The sequence below is a fragment of the Mesorhizobium sp. B2-4-13 genome, assembly GCF_006658535.1.
GTDB lineage: Bacteria > Pseudomonadota > Alphaproteobacteria > Rhizobiales > Rhizobiaceae > Mesorhizobium > Mesorhizobium australicum.
This window is the reverse complement of record NZ_VFVB01000005.1, coordinates 46,905-69,075: the sequence shown is the minus strand read 5'-3', so window position 1 is coordinate 69,075 and position 22,171 is coordinate 46,905. Positions and strand designations below refer to the sequence as shown.

Genomic DNA, 22,171 nt, shown 5'->3' with positions numbered 1-22,171 from the left:
GCACTTGAGACCCCGCACAGCTCTGACCTTTTCTACCTTGGCCGCATGACCTCTCCCAAAGACTTGAAGAAAAAGCTGCGTCTCGAGGCACTCGCCCGCCGCGACGGTCTCGATGCATTCTGGCGGGTGGAGGCTGCGCTCGAAATGGCGGAGACGGCGCGCGACCATCTGGAGATCGGGCCCGGTCAGATCGTCTCCGGTTTCTGGCCGATGCGCTCGGAGGTCGATGTCAGGCCGCTGATGTTCGCCTTGCGAGAGAAGGGCGCACGGCTCTGCCTGCCTGCCATTCTCGACAAGACCACCATCGTCTTTCGCGAACTGGTTCGCGGCGCGCCGATGGTCGACATGGGCTTTGGCACGGTCGGGCCGCATGCCGAGGCCGAAGTTCTCGATCCTTCGGTCGTGCTGGTGCCGCTCGCCGCCTTCGACGCGCGCGGTCACCGCATCGGATATGGCGCCGGCTATTACGACCGGGCGATCGCGAAGCTCGTCGACAAGGGGCTCGCGCCCCGGCTGATCGGCATAGCCTTCGACTGCCAAGAAGTTTCGCAAGTTCCAGACGAACCCCATGACGTGGTCATCCCGGAAATACTCACCGAGAGCGGGTTGCGCCGCTTTGCGCCAAAATTGTAGATAGTTCTTTGAAACGCATGATCTTTGCCGAAAAGTCATGCAACTTTTCGGGATCAGGCATAGATGCGACTTCTTTTCCTCGGGGACATGGTCGGCAAGACGGGCCGCACCGCGGTATGGGAACAACTGCCTGGCCTGATCTCCGACTTCAAGCTCGATTTCGTCATCGTCAACGGCGAGAACGCGGCCGGCGGCTTCGGCATCACCGAAGAGATCTTGCGTGAGACGATCGCGGCGGGCTGCGATGTCGTGACCACCGGCAACCATGTTTGGGACCAGCGCGACGCTCTGGCCTTCGCGCCGCGCGAGCAGCGGTTCCTGCGGCCTTCCAATTTCCCCAAAGGCACGCCCGGGCGCGGCTCCGGTGTCTACATCGCCAAAAACGGCGCGCGCGTGCTGGTCGCCAACATTATGGGCCGGGTGTTCATGCACCCGGAACTCGATGATCCCTTCCAGGCCGGCGAACGCGAGCTTGCCGCCTGTCCGCTCGGCGAGCAGGCGGATGCGGTGGTGATCGACTTCCATGCCGAGGCAACCTCGGAAAAAATGTGCTTCGCGCATTTTGTCGATGGCCGCGCCAGTCTCGTCGTCGGCACCCACACGCACCAGCCCACCGCCGACCACCAGATCCTCAATGGCGGCACCGGGTACCTGTCGGATGCCGGCATGTGCGGTGACTATGATTCCTCGCTCGGCATGGACAAGGAAGAACCGCTCAACCGGTTCCTGTCGAAAGTGCCGAAAGGGCGTTTCGAGGCAGCGACGGGACCGGCGACGTTGTGCGGCGTCGGCGTCGATATTTCCGACCGCACGGGGCTGACCGAGAAGATCGCGCCGTTTCGTCGCGGGCCAAGGCTGGAAGAAACGGCTCCGTCCTTCTGGGCGTGACATTGATATAGGGGGTCGCAGTACCTAATTGCCGGCGACACTGCTCTAGATCGTAGGGGACGACCTCCATGCAGCTTATCGAATTCCTGGCGCCGCATTTTCAATTCGTTTCCGACCCGACCGCCTGGGTCGCGCTGCTGACGCTGGTGGTGCTCGAGATCGTGCTCGGCATCGACAACCTGATCTTCATCTCGATCCTCACCAACAAGCTGCCCGTGGAGCAGAGAGCTCGCGCGCGGCGTCTTGGCATCTCGGCGGCGCTGGTCATGCGCCTAGTGCTGCTCGCCACCATTTCCGTCATCGTCCAACTGACGACGCCGGTCTTCACGGCGTTCGGCCACGGCTTCTCCTGGCGCGACCTGATCCTGATCGCCGGCGGTCTGTTCCTGGTGTGGAAGGCGACCAAGGAGATCCACCACACGGTCGATCCCGACGACCATCAGGACACGATGCTGGGCGAAACGCTCAAGATCTCGCTTGCCGGCGCGATCTTCCAGATCCTGCTGCTCGACCTCGTCTTCTCCATCGATTCCATCATCACCGCCGTCGGCATGACCGACGAGATCGCCATCATGTATATCGCGGTCATCGCGGCCGTGACCGTGATGATGCTGGCGGCCGGACCGCTGGCGGACTTCATCGCCAAGAACCCCAGCATCGTCATGCTGGCGCTGGGCTTCCTGCTGATGATCGGCATGACGCTGATCGCCGACGGCATGGGCTATCATGTGCCCAAGGGCTACATCTATGCGGCGATGGGTTTTTCGGCGCTGGTCGAGGGGCTCAACATGCTGGCGCGGCGGCGCAAGAAAGCGAAAACCGGCGACGGCCACTGATACTAGTCGGCTGGGGCGAGCCTAGTGCCCCGGAACACCCTTCGGATGGCGGTCACCCATCAAGCCGAGCGTCAGGCCCTGTTCCAGCCAGGCCTTGGCGCCGGCGAGCACAAGCGCAAAGCCGTCGGTTGAGCCGACCGCTTGTTTCACCTGCTCGTCGCCATTGCCGGCAAAGCCGAAATTGTGGACCTCGAGGAATGTCGCTTCGCCAGGCATTTCGGTGAAGGTCCAGACCACCGCGGTCGGCGGATCGCTCCACGTCATGACGATCTTCTTGTGCCTGACGATCTCGCTGACCTCGACGGTCGTCGAGACCCCATACATGCGCCACTCCCACTGAACCGGTTTGCCGCCATCAAGCCGGCCGCTGCCATGGGTGAACCAGAATTTGGTCGTGATCGCCGGATCGACGACGGCTTCGAAAACCTCAGCGACCGGCCGCCGGATCAGCATGGCGGCTTCGGCCGTCGGTGTCTCACGGATTTCCATGGCGATCTCCTTTCGAACACGCCCTCACCAGGCGTCGGGTTCGCGCACCATATGGATGATGTTGGCCGGATTGGTGATCCAACCACCTCGGAAACCCGCGTCCAAGGGCTCGACGGCATCGCAACGCACAATTCCCGCCTTGGCCAGATGATCCGCGGCGTCCGGAAAATCCCGCGTGAAAAGCTCCAGCCAGATCTCGGCCTGGCTCATCGTCGGCGCCTCGTCGATCCAAAGCCTGTTGGGACCGAACTCGAAACCGATGGCCGGCGCCTTGGCTGTGAACGGCTTGAGGCCGACGACATCGCGGTAGAAGGCGATCGTCGCTTCGTACTGGTGCGATGGCACCTTCATGGCGATGTTGATGCCGCCGGTGATCTTCGCGGTCATGACTGGGCTCCGTTTTTCAGATGTTGTTTTCGCTGGCGGGTTCGCCCTTCATCTCGCTGCGGTAATAGCCGTCGCGCAGATTGATGCCGTATTCGACATAGGCCTTCATGCAGGCCAGCATCTGCGACCAGCCCTCGCAATTCAGGTAGGACTTCTTCAGGCCGACCGCGCCTTCCTGCCAGCCGCTCTCGGCGATGGTGACGAAGGTGCCGCCATCGTCGAGCGGCTCGAAATTCATCTCGATGCGGGTTTTGTAGGCGGGCTTGCCGTCGGCGTCGGTGGCATCCCAGCGCAGCACGATGCGGCTGTCCTTGACCACTTCGTCGACCTCGACCGGCACCTTGCCCCACCAAACGACACCCGAACCGGCCACCAATGGCGCGCTGGCACCGCCGATGGTGGTGAAATAGCCGCTCAGCTTCTTCGGGTTGACGACCGCGTCGAAGACTTCGGCGACCGGTTTGCCGATGCGCCCTGAAACGCTGAATCCAAGAGACATATCCACAGCTCCTTGCTTGAACGAGCCAACGTTATGTTATAAAAATATAACATGTCAAGCCGATCGCAGGACGACAATGTTTTCAAGGCGCTGGCGCATCCGCGCCGGCGCGAAATGCTGGATCGGTTGAAAGACGAGCCAAAGACCACCGGCATGCTGTGCGAAGCCTTTCCCGATATCGACCGCTGCACGGTCATGCTGCATCTCAAGGTGCTGGAGGAGGCGGACCTGATCGTCGCGCGCCGCGACGGACGCGAGCGCTGGAACCATCTCAATGCGTTGCCGATCAAGCAGATACACGACCGCTGGATCAGCCAGTATGCCGGCCATGCGCTCAGCATCATCGACCGGCTGAAGTCCGATCTGGAAGGGTAGGACAAAGGCCGGGCAAAGCCTGCTTGCCGGGCCGCCGCATGCCGAGTGCCCGGCAACGCGGCGCGGCTGGACGAATTGAGCCGATTTATCTATAAGCCGGCCATTCCGACACAGGGCGCCGTACGTTCACCCGGACGCATCGGGACGCTCTGAAATTGAATTCGAGCCTTTTGCAAAGGCGAGATGACGCATCTCGCGGCAAGACGCTCTAGCCGAACACGACAGGGGTGCCATGGCTGGCCATTCACAGTTCAAGAACATCATGCACCGCAAGGGCCGTCAGGACGCGGTGCGGTCGAAAATGTTTTCCAAGCTGGCGCGCGAAATCACCGTCGCCGCCAAGAGCGGAACGCCGGACCCATCGATGAACCCGCGCCTGCGCCTGGCGATCCAGAACGCCAAGGCGGTGTCGATGCCCAAGGACAACATCCAGCGCGCCATCAACAAGGCCTCGATGGGCGACGCCGAAAACTACGAAGCGGTGCGCTACGAAGGGTATGGGCCTGGTGGCGTCGCCGTGATCGTCGAGGCGCTGACCGACAACCGCAACCGTTCGGCGTCCAATGTGCGCGCCGCCTTCACCAAGGCCGGCGGCGCGCTCGGCGAAACCGGATCGGTGTCGTTCATGTGGGACCGCGCCGGCGAAATCTACTATCCGGCCTCGGCCGGCAGCGCCGACAAGATCATGGATGCGGCGATCGAAGCCGGCGCCGACGATGTCGAATCGGACGAGGAAGGCCACACGATCTATTGCGCCTTCGAGACTCTCGGCGAGGTGTCCAAGGCGCTTGAAACCTCGCTCGGCGAGGCCGAATCGGTCAAGGCGATCTGGAAGCCGCAGAACAATGTCCCCGTCGACGAAGAGCGGGCGCAGTCGCTGATGAAGCTGGTTGCCACGCTCGAGGATGATGACGACGTGCAAAGCGTCTACGCCAACTTCGAAGTCGACGACGAGACGATGGCGAAGCTCAGCGCGGCGTGAGCGAAGGTCGTCCGATATGAGCAAAGCTCAGTTGCCGGCCATCCGCATTACCTACTGCACGCAATGCCAGTGGCTGCTGCGTGCCGGCTGGATGGCGCAGGAGCTGCTGTCCACCTTCGGTACCGATCTCGGCGAGGTGACGCTGGTGCCGGGCACCGGCGGCATCTTCACCATCTCCTGTAACGATGTGCTGGTCTGGGACCGCAAGCGCGACGGCGGCTTCCCTGACGCGGCCAAACTCAAGCAGCTGGTCCGCGACGTGATCGATCCGGATCGGGATCTCGGTCACGCCGACCGCAAAGGCCACAAGGGTGACACGCAGAAAGACCTCGCCTGAGCGGAGTTTTTTGCGTCTCGTTAGACCTCTTCAGAGCAATGCGAAGATAAAGCACGCCATCGCCACGATGGCGGTGACGGTGCGGACGTGGTTCCACATCACCCATTGGCTCAGATGGTTCGCCCACACGGCAGCGCCGTTGCTGCTGGCCGGGTCGACGGCGGCGAGAGCATCGTTGAGCGGCACGTTGAAGACCATGGTCACGATAGGGTTGCCGACCAGATAGATCACCGCGCCGGCCAGTAACCAGTACGAGCCGGACTGGCTCCAGCCCAAGAGAGCGGCGGCAATGAGAACGAGGCAGATGAGGCCGGTGCCAAACAGCGCTGTCATGAAGGTCGGGGTGATCACCGTGACATTGATCGAATTCATCGCGGCGATGCCCGCTGGGACGGGCAGCCGGGCAAGGGCCGCCATGACGAAGTTGGAAAAGGCGAAGAATACGCCACCGACGACGCCCGCGCCGATCGCGGCAATGAAGGTGAGGGTTGGAAGAAGCTTGATCATCTCAGTTGCTCCAGACGCCGGTTGCGGCGGTTTGCTCTCTAAAATGTGAGCATACCTCACATTTGCAAAACGTGATAAACCCTCGTATTTTGTAAGTCAAGTCGTTCCCGGCGATTTTGCCGGGCGCGTTTGTTGGAGACGGTCATGGAAGGCACGCAAACCAATGAGCGGATCGGTTCGCCGCGCCGGGCGCCAAGCCAGCAGCGCAGCCGCGAGCGGGTCGAGCGCATGCTGGCCGCCGCCTCGGCGCTGATTGCCGAACAAGGCAGCGACGCAATGCGCATGGGCGAGGTGGCGGAGCGGGCTGGGGTGTCGATCGGCTCGCTCTACCAGTTCTTTCCGGACAAGAGGGCGATCGTCTGGGCGCTGGCCGAACGCTACACAGCGGAAAGCCAGGCTTGTATCTCGGCGGCACTCAGGGATGTCAGCGACGCCAAAGGCCTGCGGCAGGCTTTCTCGGAGCTGGTCGATATTTACTACGAGCTGTTCCTGGCCGAGCCGGTGATGCGCGACATCTGGTCGGGCACGCAGGCCGACAAGGCGCTGCGCCAGCTCGAACTCGCCGACAGCCGCGCGAACGCGGAATTTCTGATCGCGGTACTCAAGCGCCTGCGGCCCGATGCCGATCCGGTGGCGCTCGACACGACGGCATTCTTGGTGTGGCAGATGGGCGAGGCGGCCATGCGGCTGGCGATCTCGGTCGACAGGCAGGAGGGCGACAGGCTGGTCGCGGCCTACAAGCGCATGGCACTCAGGGAATTGCTGGCCGAATAGGGCCGAAGACCCAGCCTTCGGCCAAGCAACAAAAAACCCGCCACAAGGGCGGGCTCTTGATCCGCGAAAAAGCTCTTCGCCTTAGAGGCCGAAACCTTCGAAACGCTTCTTGAACTTCGACAGGCGGCCGCCGCGGTCGAGCAGGGTCTGCTGGCCGCCGGTCCAGGCCGGGTGGGTGGTCGGGTCGATATCGAGGTTCATCGTATCGCCTTCCTTGCCCCAGGTCGAACGGGTCGTGTATTCGGTGCCGTCGGTCATGACGACCTTGATGGTGTGGTAGTCGGGATGGATTGCGCTCTTCATGGCTCTGTTCCTGGCTTGCCGGCGCGGCGGACGGGCATAAGCCTGCGTCGATGCGCCTCTTTTTAAAACTCGAAGCCGCAGCTATTGAGGAGCCACGGCTTCTAAAACGGTCGGCGTGCCTATACATCAGCCGGAATTGAATCACAAGGCCGCGGCAAGCGCATATTGAGGCGCATAGGCTGAAGTGGCTAGAGGAACACCGAGATGGCGCAATCAAGCAGCGCAGACGAGCGCCGACGCTCGCTCAAGCCGCTCAGGCGCCTGTTTCCGTATATCGCCGGATATCGCACGCTGGTCATCGGCGCCCTTATTTCACTGGCCATCGCCGCGGCAACGACATTGGCACTGCCGCTGGCCGTCCGGCGCATGATCGACCACGGTTTCTCGTCGGCCAGCACCACCTTCATCGCTGAATATTTCGGCGCCCTCGTGGCGATGGCCGCCGTGCTGGCCGCGGCGTCGGCCGGCCGTTACTATTTCGTCATCACGCTCGGCGAGCGCGTCGTCGCCGACATCAGGCGCGATGTCTTTGCCCATGTGACGACGCTGTCGCCTGCCTTCTTCGACACCGCCCAGTCGGGGGAAATCGTGTCACGGCTCGCCGCCGACACCACGCAGGTCAAGTCGGCGGTAGGCGCCACCGCTTCGGTGGCGCTGCGCAATGTCATCCTCGGCCTCGGCGCGGTGGGCATGATGGTCGTCACCAGCCCGAAACTCTCCGGCCTGGTCATCGGGGCGATCCCCGTGATCGTGCTGCCGCTGGTCGCCTTCGGCCGCTCGGTGCGGCGCAAGTCAAGGCAGGCCCAGGACACGCTTGCCGACGCGACGGCCTATGCCAGCGAGCAGATCGGCGCGGTGCGCACGCTGCAGGCCTTCACCAATGAGAGACTGGTCACCGGACGATTCTCGGGCGCGGTGGAAGCGGCCTTCGAGGCAGCGCGCGCTTCGATCTTCGCGCGCTCCTTCCTCACCTTCTTTGCCATCTTCACCATTTTCTCCTCGGTCGTGGCGGTGCTGTGGTTCGGCTCGCGCGACGTGCTCGACGGCACGATATCGCCTGGCACGCTTGGCCAATTCCTCCTCTATTCGGTGTTCGCCGCCGGCGCGCTCGGCGCGCTGTCGGAAGTCTGGGGCGAACTCGCGCAAGCCGCAGGTGCCGCCGAACGGCTGACCGAGATTCTGGCCGAGACGCCGGCGATCCAGGCGCCGGCCGATCCGAAGCCGCTGCCGGCGGTTGCCAAGGGCGCGATCGTCTTCGAGAATGTGTCCTTCTCCTATCCGGCGAGGCCCGATCGCGCCGCCGTCCACGGCCTGAGTTTTCAAGTCATGCCCGGCGAGACGGTCGCCATCGTCGGCCCCTCGGGTGCCGGCAAGAGCACGGTGTTCTCGCTGATCCTGCGCTTCTACGATCCGGAAACCGGCAAGATCCTGATCGATGGCGTCGATGTGCGCGAGGCCGATCCCGTTTCGGTCAGGCAGCGCATCGCCATCGTGCCGCAGGACGTCACCATCTTCGCGGCGAGCGCGCGCGACAATATCGGCTTCGGCCGGCCAGGCGCCAGCGAGGCCGAGATCGAGGCCGCGGCCAAGGACGCACTGGCCGACGAGTTTATCCTTAGGCTCGAGAACGGCTATGACAGCCAGGTCGGCGAGCGTGGCGTGACGCTGTCCGGCGGCCAGCGCCAGCGTGTGGCGATTGCACGTGCCATCCTGCGCGACGCGCCGATCCTGCTGCTCGACGAGGCCACCTCGGCCCTCGACGCCGAAAGCGAGACACTGGTGCAGACCGCGCTCGAGCGGCTGATGCGGGGGCGCACCACCATCGTCATCGCCCACCGGCTGGCGACGGTGCTGAAGGCCAACAGGATCCTGGTGATGGATGGCGGCCGCATCGTCGAGGAAGGCACGCATCAGAGCCTGGTCGCCAAGGGCGGCATCTATGCCAGGCTCGCCAAGCTGCAGTTCGAGACCGGCGCCAGCGCCTTCAGGGGCGCGGCGGAGTAGTAGGTTCAGTTCGCCTCGGCGTAAGGACAATTGTCGTCCCAGGCGGCATCTCAGCCGCCGTAGCGCTGCCTCAAATGGTTGACGAAGTACGTGGCGTTGAGCTTCTCGCCGGTGGCGCGCTCAAGCAGGTCCGGCGTCGACCAGCGCGACCCCTGCGACCAGATTTTCTCGCGGCGCCAATCGTTGATCGCCTCGAAATTCCCCTTTGCAAGATCTTCGTCGGCTGAAGGATGCTCGCGCGTCAGCGCGGCCCATTGCTGCGCCGCCATCATCGCGCCCAGCGTATAGGACGGGAAATAACCGAAGGCGGCACCCGGCCAATGGACGTCCTGCATCGGCCCGTCGGCGGGGTTGTCGATGGTCGAGAGACCAAGATAGTCGCGCATCCTGGCATCCCAGGCTTCGGGCAAATCAGCCACTTCGAGGCTGGCCGAAACAAGCTCCTGCTCCAGTTCGTAGCGAAGGATGACGTGCAAGGGATAGGTCACCTCGTCGGCGTCGACGCGGATCAGGCCACGTTCGACACGATGCACATGCGGCAGGATATCGTCGAGCGACCAGGCTTCGCCGAGATGCTTCTCCACCACCGGCAGCGCCCAGCGCCAGAAGGCAGGATTGCGGCCGATCTGCTTTTCGACGAACAGGCTCTGGCTTTCATGCACTGCCATGCCGCGGGCCTTGCCGAGCGGCCAGTGAGCCCACGCCTTGGGCAGGTTCTGTTCGTAGAGCGCATGACCGGTCTCGTGCAGCACGCCCATCAGCGCCGACAGGAAATCCGAGGTCTTGTAGCGCGTGGTGATGCGCACGTCGCTGGGCACGCCGCCGCAGAACGGATGGTGCGACACCGACAGTGAGCCGTGCGTCAGGTCGAAGCCGACCGCCGCCATCATGGCAAGGCCGAGTTCGCGCTGCCGGTCGATGGCATAGGTACCCGAAAGCGGCTTCAGCGGATGCTTGCGCAGCCGCGCTTCCTGGATCGCCAGCGCCTCCGGCACGAAGCCCTTGAGGAAGGCCTTGAGGTCGGCGAAGACGGGCGTGATGTCGGCCGTGCGATTGCCGGGATCGTATTGTTCCATCAGCGCGTCATAGGGGGCAAGGCCGAGCACGTCGGAGCGCAGGGCGGCCTCGTCGCGCACCAGCGCCACCACGCCTTCAAGCGCCGGCTGAAAACCCGCCCAATCGTTCTTGGCGCGCAGGGCGCGCCACAATTGCTCGCAGCGCATGCGCGCCGTCGTCTGGCGCTCGACGAATTCGACCGGCAGGCAGGTCAGGTTGGTGTATTGCCGCCGCAGCTCGGCGAGAGCCGCCCGCTGCTCATCGTCCAATGCCTCGCCTTCGGCCGCGGCGATCCAGTCCGATATTTCCGGCGCGGTCGCCCTGGTGTGATACATGCCGGCAAGGGCCGCCATCGCCTCGGCGCGCTTCTCGCCACCACCGACGGCCATGTGGGTCGCCTCATCGGCGCCGAGGATGGCCAGCGCATGCTCAAGCGCTTCGAGCTTGTGGCCGAGATCGTCGAGTTTGTGAAAGGACATGGCGGCTTCCGTGGTTGAGGACGGGGCGAAAAGACACCAACGCAAAAGCATTGGCAACCCTCGGATGCCATCCGGCAGATGCAGCTTGCGCAAGCGAGGTTGGGCATGAAATGCTGCCGGCGACGGATGAAGGGGGAGCAGAATGATCGGCAACATCCTGGTCGGGCTGGTGGCCTTGATCCATGTCTACATCGTCTATCTCGAGATGGTGCTTTGGGACACGCCGCGCGGGCACAAGACATTCCGCCTGACGCCGGAATTCGCCGGCGCCTCCAAAGTGCTCGCCGCCAATCAGGGTCTCTATAACGGCTTTCTCGCCGCCGGCCTGATCTGGGGGCTTTACCTCGGCGCCGCCGGTTTCCAGGTCAAGGTCTTCTTCCTGTTGTGCGTGGCCATTGCCGGTCTCTATGGCGCGGCGACGGTCGGCCGCAAGATCCTGTACATCCAGACCGTGCCGGCGGTGGTCGCCCTGGTCGCGGTCTGGCTCGGTTGGTAGGCAAGATGGGCTGGTAAGGAAAGAAAAAGGACGCCAGCGGGATTGGGGTCCCGAAGGCGTCAATGGGTCCCTTCCTCCAGGACGTTTGCAGGCCGGAATAGCCCTCAGCCGTTCGGATAGTTCCCGCCGTCGGCACCATCACCCATCAGGAAACCGCTGCCGGTGTCGACCATCAGACGTTGATCCACATTGTCGAGCCGGCGCAGCAGGTCATGGTATTGCGCGGCCGGGATCCTGCCGTGATCCGACGCGGCTATTCTCTCGGCGACCTGACTGATGCGGGCGGTGCGCATTTCCAGGCGCTCCGCGACGGCCGGGGTGATGTGGTTGGCTTGCCTGGCGTCGACGATGCCCTGATGAACACCCTGGACCTGCTGAACGAGCGCCTCGACACGGGGGCCTGCCATGTCGGTGGGGGCGGTCGCATCGAGAGCACCCTTGTGGTGGCCCGCGGCATAGGCGCCGGCAAGCGGGACGGCAATGAGAATTGCGGCAAGCGTTGCAGTCTTGAGAGATGCTGATGAGCGCATGGTGCGCTTCCTCCTGCTGGGAAGGGAGAGCGGCCGCGCCGCCTCGCCTCCCGACCATTTTGGGTCGTCCAGTCCCGTCGCGTCGCGATGGGAGGCATCGCCGGCGGTTCTCGGCCCTGCGCAGCAAGCTAGGAGCGCTTCGGCGCGAAGTGTAATTAAAAAAAGATAATCTTTTCAGGCCTTGCCGGCGGATGCCTGCGCCCTAGAGTTGAGCCGGCGAACAATTTCGCGTGAGTTCGCGTGATGATGGATCAACGTTCGGTGAGCTTCAGTTCAATGCGGCGGTTCTTGTTGCGCGCCTCTTCGGTGTCGGCGGGATCGAGCGGCTGGAATTCCCCGAAGCCGGCGGCGACGAGCCGGTTGGCCGGCACGCCATTTTCGATCAGGAACTTGACCACCGAGGTCGAGCGCGCCGTCGACAGTTCCCAATTGTCGCGATAACGGCCGGTGCCGGACAGCGGCTTGTTGTCGGTGTGGCCGTCCACGCGCAGCACCCAGTTGATCTCCGGCGGGATCTCTTTCTGCAGTTCGATGATGGCGTCGGCGAGCTTCTTCATCTCGACCTTGCCGGCATCGTTGATCACTTCGGATCCGGTCGGGAACAGAACCTCCGACTGGAACACGAAGCGGTCGCCGACGATGCGGATGTTCTCGCGATCGGCCAGGATTTCGCGCAGACGTCCGAAGAAATCGGAGCGGTAGCGGTTCAGCTCCTGCACACGCTGCGCCAGCGCCACGTTCAGGCGACGGCCGAGATCGGCGATCTTGGTGTTGGAATCGCGGTCGCGCGTTTCGGAGACGTTGAGGGCATCCTCGAGCGCGCCGATCTGCTTGCGCAATGCCGCGATCTGCTGGTTGAGGATCTCGACCTGGCTCAGCGCCTGCTGGCTGATCTGGCGCTGGCTGTCCAGTTCGCCGCCCAGCGCCGCGGCTCGCTGGTTGGCGGCGTCGCCGGCACCCGCACCTTGCGCCAGCAACTGTTCGAGCCGGCTCTTCTCCGCCTCCGCCGCCGACAGCGACGCTTGCAGGTTGGCCAGCGAATCGTCCTTGTCCTGTGCCGTCGAGCGCTCCAGCGCCAGAAGCTGGGTCAGTTCGTTGATCTGCGAATTGAGGCGCGACAGCGCCGTATCCTTGCCGGAGATTTCGCGCCCGAGCAGGAACTGCGCCAACACGAAGACGGTGAGCAGGAACATGATGGCGAGCAACAGCGTCGAAAGCGCGTCGACGAAGCCCGGCCAATAGTCGATGCGGCGATCGGTACGCCGGCCCCTGGCAAGCGCCATGCTAGTGCACCCCGGGCTTCTTCAGCGCGTCGGCGATCTTTTCCAGCGTGTTGCGCATCGCCTTTTGTTCGTCCGACTGGGCTTCGACCCAGTCGCGCATGATCTGCTGTTCGGAGCGCATGTTCTTGACCAAGCCGGAAATGCCATCGGCGAGATTGGCCATGGCGGTGGCGACGCGCGGGTTGGAGCCGCCGCCATTTTCCTGCATGCTGCGCAGCCGCTCCGAGAGGACGCGGATCTCGTCGGAAGAGTCGGCCTTGGCCGGGTCGGAAACGACGATGTCGGACGACAGATCCGTGACCGAGGACAGCCAGTTCTCGAGCTCGGTGTAGAAACGTGTCTGGGCGCGGCCGGCCTGCAAGTCGAGGAAGCCGAGCACGAGCGAGCCGGACAGGCCGAACAGCGAGGACGAGAAGGCGGTGCCCATGCCGGCCAGCGGCGCCGACAAGCCCTGTTTCAGCGAATCGAGCACCGCGGCGGCGTCACCCGTGCCGGGATCCAGCGATTCGATGGTCTCGCGGATCGAGCCGATCGTATTCAGCAGACCCCAGAAAGTGCCAAGCAGGCCGAGGAACACCAAAAGGCCCACAAGGTAGCGCGAGGTGTCGCGGCTTTCGTCGAGGCGGGTGGCGATGGAATCGAGCATTGTGCGCATCGATGAGGTCGAAAAGGCCATGGACGAGGAACGGCCGATCATCGCCTTCATCGGCGCCAGCAGCACCGGTTCGGTGGTTTCGGAGCCGGCCCGGAAAGAGTTGACCCAGCGGACCTCGCGAAACAGCCGCCCGACCTGCGTGAAGGCCAGCAGGATACCGACGACGAGCACGCCGACGATCAGGCCGTTGAGGCCGGGGTTGGTGACGAAAGCGGTGGTGACCTGGCGGGTCAGGATGGCGGCGATGAAAGCGACGATGGCCAGGAAGATGACCATGGTCAGCAGGAAGACCTGCGGACTGGACAGTTTATGCGGGTCGTAGATCAGCACGTCGGAGCGCCTGCCCATGCCGAAGGATCTGAGAAAAGCCATCCGTGCCCCGTTTCCGCTGCCGCTGCCGCCGATCACGTAGTTGGCAACTCTAAACGGAATTATGACCAAATTGAATGGTGCTTGGCAATATTGCCACAGGCGGCCTTTGGAGCCGGCGCATCAGAGGCGGTTGATGACGAGGCAGTCGACCATGGCCGCCAAATGCAGGCCGGCGCCGGTGACGACGAAGCCGTGCCACAGTGCGTTGTGGAAGCGCAGCGCCTTCCAGGCGAAGAAAATCACGCCGCAGGAATAGACGACGCCCCCGGCGACGATGAGCACGATCGACGTGGTCGGCAGCGTCTCGACGAGCGGCTTGACGAGAACGATGCCGCTCCAGCCGATGGCAAGATAGAAGACGATCGCCAGCCTGTCGAAACGGCCGGGGAAAAACACCTTGATGGCAATGCCCGTTGCGGCCGCGGCCCAGACCAGGACGATCATCCAGCGCGCCAGCGCAGAGTTTCCCAACTGGGCGAGAAAGGGTGTGTAGGTGGCGGCGATCAAGAGATAGATAGCGGCATGATCGAAGCGCCGCAGGATCCATTTCGCGGGCGAGGTCACCGGCCACAGATTGTAGGTCAGCGATACCGAGAGCACGGTGAGCAGCGACACGACATAGAAGGCGGCGGCGATATATTCGCCAGGCCCGACCCGGAAGGCAGCGAGCGCCAGCAGTGCCGAACCGGCCGCGATCGCCAGCACGATCCCGATAGCATGGACGATCCCGTCGGCGATCATCTCGGCGCGCGAATAGTGCCAGCGTCCGATGAACGGAATCTCGATCTGTGGCGGGGTGTTGGTCATCTATCGTCCTGCATCACCCCATATCTGGGCAACCGACGGACAGTATTTCAAGCTTTGTTTGCGGTTTTACGACTGCGCGCTTTGCCTCGACGCAATGCCAGATGCAAAACCGCGAACATTTTTTCCGGAATTGCTTCAGCGCGGCGGGAGCGGCTTTTTCACCGTCTTCAGCAATGCGCGCTGGATGATCTCGTTGCCGGCGACGACCGTGCCGGTGTCCAGCATGTCCTGTCCGCCATCCATGTCGGAGGCGAAGCCGCCCGCTTCGCGGATCAAGAGCAGGCCGGCGGCCATGTCCCAGGCCGACAGGCCCACTTCCCAGAAGCCGTCCATGCGGCCGGCGGCGACATAGGCAAGATCGAGCGAGGCGGAGCCCATGCGGCGGACGCCGGAGACCTCGGCCATGACGTTGCGCAGTTCGACCAGGAAATTGCCGTGATGGCCCCGGCCGAGATGCGGCACGCCGCAGCCGATCACCGTGTCGACAAGCTTGGTGCGGCCGGCAACGCGCAGGCGCCGATCATTCATGAAGGCGCCGCCGCCGCGCTCGGTGGTGTAGAGCTCGTCCATGGCGGGATTGTAGACCACGCCAGCCACGATCTGGCCCTGGCGCTCGAGCGCGATCGAGACGGCGAACAGCGGGATGCCGTGCAGGAAATTGGTGGTGCCGTCGAGCGGGTCGACGATCCAGCGGTGCTGGCTGTCATCGCCGGCGATGGCGCCGCGCTCTTCCATCAGGAAGCCGTAGCCAGGACGTGCCTTCGACAGTTCGGCGAAAACGATGTCCTCGGCCTTGCGGTCGGCCTGGCTGACATAGTCGCCGGGGCCCTTCATCGAGACTTGCAGGTTCTGGACCTCGCCGAAGTCGCGCGACAGCGAGCGGCCGGCCTTCATTGCGGCCTGAACCATGACGTTGAGGAGGGCTGAGCGTGCCATAGTGCTTCTTCCTGGTGCGGCGCTTTAAATTCTGTCTCGATGCATGCCGGTGACCCAAACCGGGGCCACTTCCGGGCGACATGCATGCATCAGTCGGCGCGGCGCACGTAAGTGATTTCGTTGGTGTCGACGATGATGCGTTCGCCGGCGCCGATGAAGGGCGGCACCAGCACGCGAATGCCATTTTCCAGGACCGCCGGCTTGTAGGAGGATGCCGCCGTCTGGCCTCTCACCACGGGATCCGCCTCGGTGATGGTCAGTGTCACGTAATCGGGCAGCGAAATGCCGATCGGCCGCTCCTCGTAGAGCTGAACCGTCACCATCATGCCGTCCTGCAGGAACGCGGCGCGGTCGCCGACGAAATCCTTGTTCAGTTCGAGCTGCTCGTAGCTTTGGGTGTCCATGAACACCAGCGCGTCGTCCTGCTCGTAGAGGAAGGAGAAGTCCTTCAGGTCTAGCCGGATCTGCTCGACCGTTTCGGCCGAACGGAAGCGCTCGTTGAGCTTGGTGCCGTTGATGAGGTTCTTCAGCTCAACCTGGTTGTAGGCGCCGCCCTTGCCGGGCTTGACGGTGTTGGTCCTGACCGCCACCCAGAGGCCGCCATCGTGTTCGATGACGTAGCCGGGGCGGATTTCGTTGCCATTGATCTTGGCCATGATGATGGGATCCGGGATGCTGCCAACGGCCGGGCCATTGGTATGGGATGTTCGCCGTGACAGGCGATTTGAGGCTCCAAGACCACAAATCGCCCGGAGAGGCAAGGGAGGGCGGGTTGCGGCTGAGCAACGGGGGCGGGCACCGGCGGGTTCCGCCTACCGCCATCAGGGCAGACGGTTGGCCTTCTGCAGGGCCTGCTTGGTCTGGTCGTCGCTCAACCCTTGCAGGAAATCGTCCATCTGCTGATCGATCAGGCCGGCGCGGCGGGCGACGATGTACCAGGCGCCGGCGAGCACGAGGTCGGGATCGGTGCCGATGCCTTGCATATAGAGTTTTGCCAGCCGGTTCTGCGCCGCGACATTGCCGCCTTCGGCGGCTTGCTTCGTCCAGCCGAAGGCCGATTTCAGGTCGCGCGCGCCGCCGCGGCCCTCGATCATCCAGGCGGCGAGATCGATCTGCGCGGTGTCGTAGTTCTGACGGGCGGCCTGCGCCAGCAGCCGCCGTGCCTGTGCATCGTCGCGCGGCTTGCCGCCGACGCCGTTGGCATAGATCTGCGACATGGCGTACTGCGCGTCGGCGAGACCGGTCGCGGCGGCGCGCTCATAGTAGGAAACCGCCTTGGCCAGGCCGGCGTTCCCGGGATCCTGCTGGACCAGCATCTGCGCGAAATTGAACTGCGCCAGCTGGTTGCCGGCCTCGGCGGCAGCCTGCATCAGGGCATAGGCTTCCTTCGCGTCCTTCTTGACGTAGCGGCCGTCGAGCAGCATCAACGCATATTGAAACTGCGATTCCGGCACACCCTGCTCGGCGGCAAGCGCGTACCATTTCGCGGCCTCGGCCGCGTTCAACGGCACGCCCAACCCACGCGACAGGATCTCGGCCACCAGCGTCTGCGCCGCCGGATCGCCATTCTGCGCGCGGACCAGCGCCAGATTGTAGGCGGTCTTGTAAAGACCACGCTGGAAGGCACCATAGGCAGCGTCCGCCGGCTTGGCGCCAAAGCGGTCGGGATTGACGCTGTCGGCCGATGGCAACGGCGCGGGTTCGGATGTGGTGGCGGGCTGCGGCAGCTGCTTTTCGATCGGCTTGTCGGTGTGCACGCCGGTTTCAGGCTTGGGCTGCGGCAAGGGTATGGTTTCGGCGGCGGCGGCCTGGATCATCACCGCCGCGAGCAGGGCCTGAAGGGAAAGCCTTGCCAGGAACACGTCAGTCCTCGAGGCGCGGCGCTGTTTCGTCGAGCAGCGCATTGGCCCGGGCGATCGCCGCCTTCGGATCGATGCCGTCGGCGAACACGGCGCTCGACAGCGCGACGAATTCGGCGCCGGTGGCGGCCACGGTTTCGACAGAGGCAAGATCGGAACCGGCCTCGACGATGCAGGGGATCTGGATCATCTGCGCCCACCATTGCCCCAATGACAGGTTGCGCGGATGCGGCTCGGGCTTGTTGTCGTAGCCGAACCGGCCGAAGAAAATGTAGTCGGGCCGGGCTTCGCCGAGTTCGAGCGCGTCGTCACGCGTCTTGGCGCCGCCGGCGCCGACCGTCATTTTCGCCTGGAAATGTTCGATCGTCTCGGCGAGTTCGGCCTTGGAGACCTCGACATGGATGCCGTCGGCCTGGACGCGGCCCGCGATGCGGGTGTCGCCAGCGATAATGACGGCCACTCCGGCGGCCTGCGCGACCGGCACGATACGCTCGGCGAAGGCCTGGAAGGAGGCCTCGTCCATGCCGTTCTCGGGCAGGATCAGCGAGGCGACATCGCCGCCATCGAATGCGGCCGTGATCCGATCCGCCGACACGCCGGACGGCGCGATCAGCACGATGCGGCAGCGGTTGGGGGGCGTTGCGTCATTCATGGTTCTTCGATCCCGGGTTTCGCCTATGCCGGGCGAAGATGGTTGGATTGCGGCATAGAGCAAACTGCCCGCTTTGAACAGGCGGGCAGCCGGGATCGCGATTTTTGATCCGCCGGACAGCCGGCGCGTCGCCTTACCTGATCGGCTCGGGGTTCGCGGCGGCCGGTCTCGGTTTCCACAATGTCCAGCCGAGGTTCATGCCGGCGGCCGCGATCAGGATGGCGGCGGCGCCGACGACCTGGCTGAGATGCAGCCGATGGCCGAAGGCGGTGACATCGACCAGGATGGCAACGACCGGATAGATGAAGGACAGCGACCCCTGCAAATGCGTCGGCAGCTTCTGGATGGCGCCGTACATGAGGATGTACATCAGGCCGGTGTGGACGATACCGAGCGTTGCCAGCATGGCCCGGTTCCATGGATCGCCGGGGAGATGCGCGAGATTGGCGAAGGGCGCGAGCATGACGACGCCGACGCAGACCTGAATCAGCGCGATCAGATGCGGTGGCGTGCCCTTGAGCTTCTTGGTGACGATTGCCGCGACGGCCCAGAAAAAGGCGGCGGCCAGGGCCATCAGGATGCCGGCGAAATAGTTCGTGCCGACATCAGCGGCATCGGGAGCTGCGGCGACGATCAGCAGCATGCCGGCGAAGGCGATTGCCAGCCATGTCAGCTTGGTCAATGTCAGCCGCTCGGCGAACAAGAGCGCGCCGAAGCCGACCAGCATGAAAGGCTGCGTGTTGTAGACGGCGGTGGCGATCGAGATCGACGCGCGGGAGAAGGCGCTGAACAAGAGCAGCCAGTTGATGACGATCGCCGCACCCCCTAGCGCGGCAAGGCCGATGACGCGCAACGACAGCCTGTTGCGCAGTAATCCAAGCGAAGCGCAGATGAAGAGCAGCGTCAGCGCGCCGAACGCGCAGCGCCAGAACACGACATCCATGATCGGCTGACCGGACATGATGACGAACCAGCCGATCGTTCCCAGGATCGCCATTGCGGCCGACATTTCGACCGTGCCTCGTACCGTATCGTTCATAATAAGCCTCTGAACCCGTTGAGGCGGCATAATCTCATGTGAGGTCTGGGCTATCCATCTCCTAGGAAAGGCAATATAATGATAGTGCCTAATTAAATTAGGCATCCGCTCGAAATCAACGAGAAATAGAAAATGCTGGATGATTTAGACCGAAATCTGCTGGAAATCCTGGTCAGGGATGCGCGAACCTCGCTGAAGGATCTGGCGGCCCAGGTCGGGCTATCGTCGCCGAGCGTTTCGGAGCGGCTGCGGCGCCTCGAGGAGCGCGGCGTCATCCGGGCGTTCACCGTCGAGATCGATCCGCTGGCGCTCGGCTATACGCTGCAGGCGATCGTGCGGATCAAGCCTCTGCCGGGCAAGCTGCACATCGTTCAGAAATTGATCGAGGAGATTGAGGCGTTTGGCGAATGCGACAAGGTGACCGGCGACGACTGCTTCGTCGCCCGGCTGTTCGTGCGCTCGATCGGCGACCTCGACGGCATTCTCGATCGCATCGCCGACAAGGCCGAGACCAGCACCGCCATTATCAAGGCACAGCCGATCCGGCGGCGACCGCCGCCACTGGGGTTGCCGGCGGCCTCGTAGGCTTGACACGGCATGGCAGTGGTGGAAAGGCGCGGCCAGTCCACCATATGTCAGTCTTCCGCCGGATGACCGTCCGAGGAGCCAAAAAAAGATGGCGCAGAACATTTATGATCAACCCGATTTCTTTGCGGGCTACAGCCAGCTTAGCCGCTCCGTCGAAGGCCTGGATGGTGCCGCCGAGTGGCCGGCGTTGCGCGCGATGCTGCCCGATGTCGGTGGCCTGAGGGTCGTCGACCTCGGCTGCGGCTTTGGCTGGTTCTGCCGCTGGGCACATGAAAATGGAGCGAGGGAAGTCCTTGGGCTGGACCTCTCGGAGAAGATGCTGGCCCGTGCGAGAGCGGCCGGCCCGGACACCGGCATCACCTACGAGAGAGCCGACCTCGACCAGCTCAGCCTGCCGCAAGGCGGCTTCGACCTCGCCCACAGTTCGCTCGCCTTGCATTACGTCGAAGACATTGAGCGCCTGTTCGGGGCCGTGCACGAAGCCCTGTTGCCCGGCGGGCATTTCGTCTTATCGACCGAGCATCCGATCTACACGGCGCCGACCAATCCGGGCTGGTCGATCGATGGGGAGGGGAAAAGGACCTGGCCTGTCGACCAATATCTGGTGGAAGGGCCGCGCAAGATCAACTGGCTGACCAAGGGGGTGGTGAAACATCACCGCACCATCGGCACCACGCTCAACGCCCTGATCCGCGCGGGTTTCACGATCGAGCATGTCGAGGAATTCCGTCCGACGGACGCGCAGATCGCGGCCAGACCGGACCTGGCGGAAGAACTCGAGCGGCCGATGTTCCTGCTGGTTTCGGCGTGCCGATAGAATAGGGGCATGGCGAGGCGCGCGGGTTGCTTTTGCTGTCGCTCGACTCAAGATTGTGGGCTATTCAGGCGTCGACGCGCTTTCCCTCCAGATCAGTTCCTCCTCATGTCAGGCCTGCTTCTCGATCCGTGGTTCTACGCGGCCGCCATTCCGGCGGTCATCCTGGTCGGCCTGTCCAAGGGCGGCTTCGGCGGCGCGGTCGGTTTCGTCGGCGTGCCGCTGATGGCGCTGACCATGCCGCCGGTTCAAGCGGCCGCCATCCTGCTGCCCATCCTGTGCCTGATGGACATCGTCTCGGTGTGGACATGGTGGGGCGTGTACGACCGCAAGATGCTGGTCGACATGATGCCGGGCGCCATCGTGGGCATCGGGCTTGGCTGGCTGACGGCGGCACTGGTCACCGAGGAAGCGGTGCGGCTCATCGTCGGCGCCGTTGCCATCATCTTCGTGCTGCGCTGGCTTTACCTGCAATTTCGTCATGGTTCCGACCATGCGGCCGCACCTAATCGCGTGGCCGCGGCCATATGGGGCACGGTCGCAGGCTTCACCAGCTTCGTCGCCCATGTCGGCGGCCCGCCCTTCCAGGTCTATGCCTTGCCGATCCGGCTCGACCCCAAGGTGTTGTCGGGCACGGCAGCGATCTTCTTCGCCGCTACCAACGCGCTGAAACTCATCCCCTATTTCGCGCTCGGCCAGTTCGACACCGCCAATCTGACGGCGTCCGCCGTGCTGATGCCGCTGGCGCCACTGTCGACCATCGCCGGTGCCTGGCTGGTGCGGCGGATGCGGCCAGAAATTTTTTATCCCTTCACCTATGCGACCGTGGCGGTCGTGGCAGTGAAGCTTCTGTGGGACGGGATCGCCGGCATCATGTAGCGCTCCAGCCGCGTCAGGCGGCGCTGGGCACCATGCGTCTTGGCCGGCTGAGCGCCATTGTGGCACCGGCGGCAAGGACCACCACCATGCCGGCGAGAATCCCGACGTCGTGCAGGGTAGGCTTCAGAACCATGTCGGTGATGATGATGAGCATGACCGCATAGTCGAAGCGCGCCGCCCGCAGGATGCGCTGTCCATAGCCAAGTGCCGCAGGCGTCACGCCATCCCTGGCGATCATCGCGCCCATGCGGTCGGCGGTCGGCTTGAAGACGAACATGCCGATGCAGAAGGTCGTGGCGTAGCCGGCAAGCCCGATCAGGACCCAGAGATCGGAGAAGCCGACCCAGAACGAGCACATGATCAATCCGAAGACCAATGTCAGCATCGACATCGGAGCGAAGAAGCGGTTGCCCAGTTCGCCAGTGGCGCGCATCGCCTGCAGCGTTCCTTGGATGTTGCCGGCGCGATCCGCCAGCGTCGCCAGCACCATCAGCGTGAAGCCGCCGCCGACCCAAAGCATCGCCGAAAGGATGTGCAGCAATTTGACGATGGAATACCAATCCATGGCTTTCTCCCCGATGTCCAATGGTTGCTGGCGAGGCCGCGCCATTGCCCGCCCGCCGCTTCGATGCCGCAGCGTTTAGCGGCGCGGCTGTTTCAGGACGATGTCGTGGAAAAACCGGCTGTGTTTCAGGCTGCCGGCTAACGAAAG

General features: G+C 63.7%; 28 protein-coding genes. 12 read left to right on the top strand and 16 right to left on the bottom strand.

From position 1 onward, the window contains the following. Nucleotides 1-45: 45 nt before the first annotated feature. From FJ936_RS15500 to FJ936_RS15490, 3 genes are all read left to right on the top strand, one after another. On the top strand, nucleotides 46-633 hold the full coding sequence (locus FJ936_RS15500; RefSeq protein WP_041163649.1) for a 5-formyltetrahydrofolate cyclo-ligase: 588 nt from the start codon (nucleotides 46-48) through the stop codon (nucleotides 631-633). A 63-nt stretch (nucleotides 634-696) separates the two neighbouring features. Beyond that, nucleotides 697-1,521, top strand: a complete 825-nt coding sequence (locus FJ936_RS15495; RefSeq protein WP_015315231.1) for a YmdB family metallophosphoesterase — start codon at nucleotides 697-699, stop codon at nucleotides 1,519-1,521. 68 nt (nucleotides 1,522-1,589) lie between these two features. Next, complete coding sequence (locus FJ936_RS15490) at nucleotides 1,590-2,357, top strand: TerC family protein (RefSeq protein ID WP_140712561.1); 768 nt, start codon at nucleotides 1,590-1,592, stop codon at nucleotides 2,355-2,357. A gap of 21 nt (nucleotides 2,358-2,378) precedes the next feature. Here the strand turns inward: FJ936_RS15490 and FJ936_RS15485 are convergent, their stop codons facing one another. Genes FJ936_RS15485 through FJ936_RS15475 form a run of 3 tightly spaced genes read right to left on the bottom strand, consistent with a single transcriptional unit; the run spans nucleotide 2,379 to nucleotide 3,732 of the window. Continuing rightward, nucleotides 2,379-2,846, bottom strand: coding sequence for an SRPBCC family protein (locus FJ936_RS15485; protein WP_140793052.1), 468 nt, complete (start codon nucleotides 2,844-2,846; stop codon nucleotides 2,379-2,381). A gap of 24 nt (nucleotides 2,847-2,870) precedes the next feature. Continuing rightward, complete coding sequence (locus tag FJ936_RS15480) at nucleotides 2,871-3,233, bottom strand: hypothetical protein (protein ID WP_140662616.1); 363 nt, start codon at nucleotides 3,231-3,233, stop codon at nucleotides 2,871-2,873. Nucleotides 3,234-3,249: 16 nt separating this feature from the next. Then, entirely contained in the window at nucleotides 3,250-3,732 is a 483-nt protein-coding gene (locus tag FJ936_RS15475) for an SRPBCC domain-containing protein (RefSeq protein ID WP_140616620.1), read from the bottom strand. Nucleotides 3,733-3,783: 51 nt separating this feature from the next. Here FJ936_RS15475 and FJ936_RS15470 point away from each other — a divergent pair, with 51 nt between their 5' ends. The 3 genes from FJ936_RS15470 to FJ936_RS15460 all read left to right on the top strand — a co-directional run bounded on the left by FJ936_RS15470 (nucleotide 3,784) and on the right by FJ936_RS15460 (nucleotide 5,426). Beyond that, entirely contained in the window at nucleotides 3,784-4,107 is a 324-nt protein-coding gene (locus FJ936_RS15470) for a helix-turn-helix domain-containing protein (RefSeq protein WP_140616621.1), read from the top strand. Between the two features lie 232 nt (nucleotides 4,108-4,339). Beyond that, nucleotides 4,340-5,089, top strand: a complete 750-nt coding sequence (locus FJ936_RS15465; RefSeq protein ID WP_023771706.1) for a YebC/PmpR family DNA-binding transcriptional regulator — start codon at nucleotides 4,340-4,342, stop codon at nucleotides 5,087-5,089. Between the two features lie 16 nt (nucleotides 5,090-5,105). Then, nucleotides 5,106-5,426: a SelT/SelW/SelH family protein gene (locus FJ936_RS15460; RefSeq protein WP_015315238.1), complete on the top strand. Its 321-nt coding sequence runs from the start codon at nucleotides 5,106-5,108 to the stop codon at nucleotides 5,424-5,426. A 30-nt stretch (nucleotides 5,427-5,456) separates the two neighbouring features. Here the strand turns inward: FJ936_RS15460 and FJ936_RS15455 are convergent, their stop codons facing one another. Continuing rightward, nucleotides 5,457-5,933 carry a DUF1772 domain-containing protein gene (locus FJ936_RS15455; RefSeq protein ID WP_015315239.1) on the bottom strand — a complete coding sequence of 159 codons (477 nt, stop codon included), beginning with the start codon at nucleotides 5,931-5,933 and terminating at the stop codon, nucleotides 5,457-5,459. 144 nt (nucleotides 5,934-6,077) lie between these two features. Between FJ936_RS15455 and FJ936_RS15450 the strand changes: the two genes are divergently transcribed. Beyond that, nucleotides 6,078-6,707 (top strand): TetR/AcrR family transcriptional regulator, encoded by a 630-nt coding sequence (locus tag FJ936_RS15450; protein WP_140616624.1) that lies wholly within the window; start codon nucleotides 6,078-6,080, stop codon nucleotides 6,705-6,707. 81 nt (nucleotides 6,708-6,788) lie between these two features. Here the strand turns inward: FJ936_RS15450 and rpmE are convergent, their stop codons facing one another. Further along, entirely contained in the window at nucleotides 6,789-7,010 is a 222-nt protein-coding gene (gene rpmE, locus FJ936_RS15445; protein WP_010912060.1) for a 50S ribosomal protein L31, read from the bottom strand. Nucleotides 7,011-7,214: 204 nt separating this feature from the next. Here rpmE and FJ936_RS15440 point away from each other — a divergent pair, with 204 nt between their 5' ends. Then, nucleotides 7,215-9,014 (top strand): ABC transporter transmembrane domain-containing protein, encoded by a 1,800-nt coding sequence (locus FJ936_RS15440; protein ID WP_141906746.1) that lies wholly within the window; start codon nucleotides 7,215-7,217, stop codon nucleotides 9,012-9,014. Between the two features lie 50 nt (nucleotides 9,015-9,064). Here FJ936_RS15440 and FJ936_RS15435 read toward each other — a convergent pair whose 3' ends face one another. Further along, complete coding sequence (locus FJ936_RS15435; RefSeq protein WP_140793046.1) at nucleotides 9,065-10,549, bottom strand: carboxypeptidase M32; 1,485 nt, start codon at nucleotides 10,547-10,549, stop codon at nucleotides 9,065-9,067. 142 nt (nucleotides 10,550-10,691) lie between these two features. Between FJ936_RS15435 and FJ936_RS15430 the strand changes: the two genes are divergently transcribed. Then, a complete protein-coding gene (locus FJ936_RS15430) occupies nucleotides 10,692-11,045 on the top strand; it encodes a DUF1304 domain-containing protein (protein WP_140793044.1) in 354 nt (117 codons plus the stop codon). A gap of 104 nt (nucleotides 11,046-11,149) precedes the next feature. On the opposite strand, the gene FJ936_RS15425 is transcribed toward FJ936_RS15430, so the two are convergent. The 9 genes from FJ936_RS15425 to FJ936_RS15385 form a co-directional block, all read right to left on the bottom strand. Next, nucleotides 11,150-11,575, bottom strand: coding sequence for a hypothetical protein (locus FJ936_RS15425; protein ID WP_140793042.1), 426 nt, complete (start codon nucleotides 11,573-11,575; stop codon nucleotides 11,150-11,152). A gap of 251 nt (nucleotides 11,576-11,826) precedes the next feature. Then, entirely contained in the window at nucleotides 11,827-12,858 is a 1,032-nt protein-coding gene (locus FJ936_RS15420) for a peptidoglycan -binding protein (RefSeq protein ID WP_109664719.1), read from the bottom strand. A gap of 1 nt (nucleotide 12,859) precedes the next feature. Further along, nucleotides 12,860-13,885 (bottom strand): MotA/TolQ/ExbB proton channel family protein, encoded by a 1,026-nt coding sequence (locus tag FJ936_RS15415; protein WP_041163650.1) that lies wholly within the window; start codon nucleotides 13,883-13,885, stop codon nucleotides 12,860-12,862. Between the two features lie 120 nt (nucleotides 13,886-14,005). Continuing rightward, nucleotides 14,006-14,692 (bottom strand): hemolysin III family protein, encoded by a 687-nt coding sequence (locus tag FJ936_RS15410; RefSeq protein ID WP_140793040.1) that lies wholly within the window; start codon nucleotides 14,690-14,692, stop codon nucleotides 14,006-14,008. Nucleotides 14,693-14,827: 135 nt separating this feature from the next. After that, nucleotides 14,828-15,628 (bottom strand): inositol monophosphatase family protein, encoded by an 801-nt coding sequence (locus FJ936_RS15405; protein ID WP_140616630.1) that lies wholly within the window; start codon nucleotides 15,626-15,628, stop codon nucleotides 14,828-14,830. A gap of 89 nt (nucleotides 15,629-15,717) precedes the next feature. Further along, entirely contained in the window at nucleotides 15,718-16,284 is a 567-nt protein-coding gene (efp, locus tag FJ936_RS15400) for an elongation factor P (RefSeq protein ID WP_015315249.1), read from the bottom strand. A 165-nt stretch (nucleotides 16,285-16,449) separates the two neighbouring features. Continuing rightward, nucleotides 16,450-17,490 (bottom strand): tetratricopeptide repeat protein, encoded by a 1,041-nt coding sequence (locus FJ936_RS15395; protein ID WP_015315250.1) that lies wholly within the window; start codon nucleotides 17,488-17,490, stop codon nucleotides 16,450-16,452. Nucleotide 17,491: 1 nt separating this feature from the next. Then, nucleotides 17,492-18,139 carry a thiamine phosphate synthase gene (locus FJ936_RS15390; RefSeq protein ID WP_140791742.1) on the bottom strand — a complete coding sequence of 216 codons (648 nt, stop codon included), beginning with the start codon at nucleotides 18,137-18,139 and terminating at the stop codon, nucleotides 17,492-17,494. A 133-nt stretch (nucleotides 18,140-18,272) separates the two neighbouring features. After that, a complete protein-coding gene (locus tag FJ936_RS15385; RefSeq protein ID WP_141906745.1) occupies nucleotides 18,273-19,178 on the bottom strand; it encodes a DMT family transporter in 906 nt (301 codons plus the stop codon). Between the two features lie 132 nt (nucleotides 19,179-19,310). Here FJ936_RS15385 and FJ936_RS15380 point away from each other — a divergent pair, with 132 nt between their 5' ends. The 3 genes from FJ936_RS15380 (at nucleotide 19,311) to FJ936_RS15370 (ending at nucleotide 21,459) form a co-directional block, all read left to right on the top strand. Then, entirely contained in the window at nucleotides 19,311-19,763 is a 453-nt protein-coding gene (locus tag FJ936_RS15380; RefSeq protein WP_015315253.1) for an Lrp/AsnC family transcriptional regulator, read from the top strand. Nucleotides 19,764-19,854: 91 nt separating this feature from the next. Then, nucleotides 19,855-20,583: a class I SAM-dependent methyltransferase gene (locus FJ936_RS15375; RefSeq protein WP_140791737.1), complete on the top strand. Its 729-nt coding sequence runs from the start codon at nucleotides 19,855-19,857 to the stop codon at nucleotides 20,581-20,583. Nucleotides 20,584-20,688: 105 nt separating this feature from the next. Then, the gene (locus FJ936_RS15370; protein WP_015315255.1) at nucleotides 20,689-21,459 is read left to right on the top strand and encodes a sulfite exporter TauE/SafE family protein; all 771 of its coding nucleotides are present in this window, start codon (nucleotides 20,689-20,691) and stop codon (nucleotides 21,457-21,459) included. Nucleotides 21,460-21,472: 13 nt separating this feature from the next. On the opposite strand, the gene FJ936_RS15365 is transcribed toward FJ936_RS15370, so the two are convergent. Next, nucleotides 21,473-22,024, bottom strand: coding sequence for a DUF2269 family protein (locus FJ936_RS15365; RefSeq protein WP_141906744.1), 552 nt, complete (start codon nucleotides 22,022-22,024; stop codon nucleotides 21,473-21,475). Nucleotides 22,025-22,171: the final 147 nt, after the last annotated feature.

Coding starts and splice junctions, on each gene's coding strand:
- FJ936_RS15420 (WP_109664719.1), bottom strand. CDS start 12,858: ATGGCGCTTGCCAGGGGCCGGCGTACCGATCGCCGCATCGACTATTGG.
- FJ936_RS15390 (WP_140791742.1), bottom strand. CDS start 18,139: ATGAATGACGCAACGCCCCCCAACCGCTGCCGCATCGTGCTGATCGCG.
- FJ936_RS15460 (WP_015315238.1), top strand. CDS start 5,106: ATGAGCAAAGCTCAGTTGCCGGCCATCCGCATTACCTACTGCACGCAA.
- FJ936_RS15480 (WP_140662616.1), bottom strand. CDS start 3,233: ATGACCGCGAAGATCACCGGCGGCATCAACATCGCCATGAAGGTGCCA.
- FJ936_RS15425 (WP_140793042.1), bottom strand. CDS start 11,575: ATGCGCTCATCAGCATCTCTCAAGACTGCAACGCTTGCCGCAATTCTC.
- FJ936_RS15415 (WP_041163650.1), bottom strand. CDS start 13,885: ATGGCTTTTCTCAGATCCTTCGGCATGGGCAGGCGCTCCGACGTGCTG.
- FJ936_RS15495 (WP_015315231.1), top strand. CDS start 697: ATGCGACTTCTTTTCCTCGGGGACATGGTCGGCAAGACGGGCCGCACC.
- FJ936_RS15455 (WP_015315239.1), bottom strand. CDS start 5,933: ATGATCAAGCTTCTTCCAACCCTCACCTTCATTGCCGCGATCGGCGCG.
- FJ936_RS15385 (WP_141906745.1), bottom strand. CDS start 19,178: ATGAACGATACGGTACGAGGCACGGTCGAAATGTCGGCCGCAATGGCG.
- FJ936_RS15370 (WP_015315255.1), top strand. CDS start 20,689: ATGTCAGGCCTGCTTCTCGATCCGTGGTTCTACGCGGCCGCCATTCCG.
- FJ936_RS15440 (WP_141906746.1), top strand. CDS start 7,215: ATGGCGCAATCAAGCAGCGCAGACGAGCGCCGACGCTCGCTCAAGCCG.
- efp (WP_015315249.1), bottom strand. CDS start 16,284: ATGGCCAAGATCAATGGCAACGAAATCCGCCCCGGCTACGTCATCGAA.
- FJ936_RS15435 (WP_140793046.1), bottom strand. CDS start 10,549: ATGTCCTTTCACAAACTCGACGATCTCGGCCACAAGCTCGAAGCGCTT.
- FJ936_RS15490 (WP_140712561.1), top strand. CDS start 1,590: ATGCAGCTTATCGAATTCCTGGCGCCGCATTTTCAATTCGTTTCCGAC.
- FJ936_RS15465 (WP_023771706.1), top strand. CDS start 4,340: ATGGCTGGCCATTCACAGTTCAAGAACATCATGCACCGCAAGGGCCGT.
- FJ936_RS15410 (WP_140793040.1), bottom strand. CDS start 14,692: ATGACCAACACCCCGCCACAGATCGAGATTCCGTTCATCGGACGCTGG.
- FJ936_RS15485 (WP_140793052.1), bottom strand. CDS start 2,846: ATGGAAATCCGTGAGACACCGACGGCCGAAGCCGCCATGCTGATCCGG.
- FJ936_RS15375 (WP_140791737.1), top strand. CDS start 19,855: ATGGCGCAGAACATTTATGATCAACCCGATTTCTTTGCGGGCTACAGC.
- rpmE (WP_010912060.1), bottom strand. CDS start 7,010: ATGAAGAGCGCAATCCATCCCGACTACCACACCATCAAGGTCGTCATG.
- FJ936_RS15500 (WP_041163649.1), top strand. CDS start 46: ATGACCTCTCCCAAAGACTTGAAGAAAAAGCTGCGTCTCGAGGCACTC.
- FJ936_RS15365 (WP_141906744.1), bottom strand. CDS start 22,024: ATGGATTGGTATTCCATCGTCAAATTGCTGCACATCCTTTCGGCGATG.
- FJ936_RS15380 (WP_015315253.1), top strand. CDS start 19,311: ATGCTGGATGATTTAGACCGAAATCTGCTGGAAATCCTGGTCAGGGAT.
- FJ936_RS15405 (WP_140616630.1), bottom strand. CDS start 15,628: ATGGCACGCTCAGCCCTCCTCAACGTCATGGTTCAGGCCGCAATGAAG.
- FJ936_RS15470 (WP_140616621.1), top strand. CDS start 3,784: ATGTCAAGCCGATCGCAGGACGACAATGTTTTCAAGGCGCTGGCGCAT.
- FJ936_RS15430 (WP_140793044.1), top strand. CDS start 10,692: ATGATCGGCAACATCCTGGTCGGGCTGGTGGCCTTGATCCATGTCTAC.
- FJ936_RS15450 (WP_140616624.1), top strand. CDS start 6,078: ATGGAAGGCACGCAAACCAATGAGCGGATCGGTTCGCCGCGCCGGGCG.
- FJ936_RS15475 (WP_140616620.1), bottom strand. CDS start 3,732: ATGTCTCTTGGATTCAGCGTTTCAGGGCGCATCGGCAAACCGGTCGCC.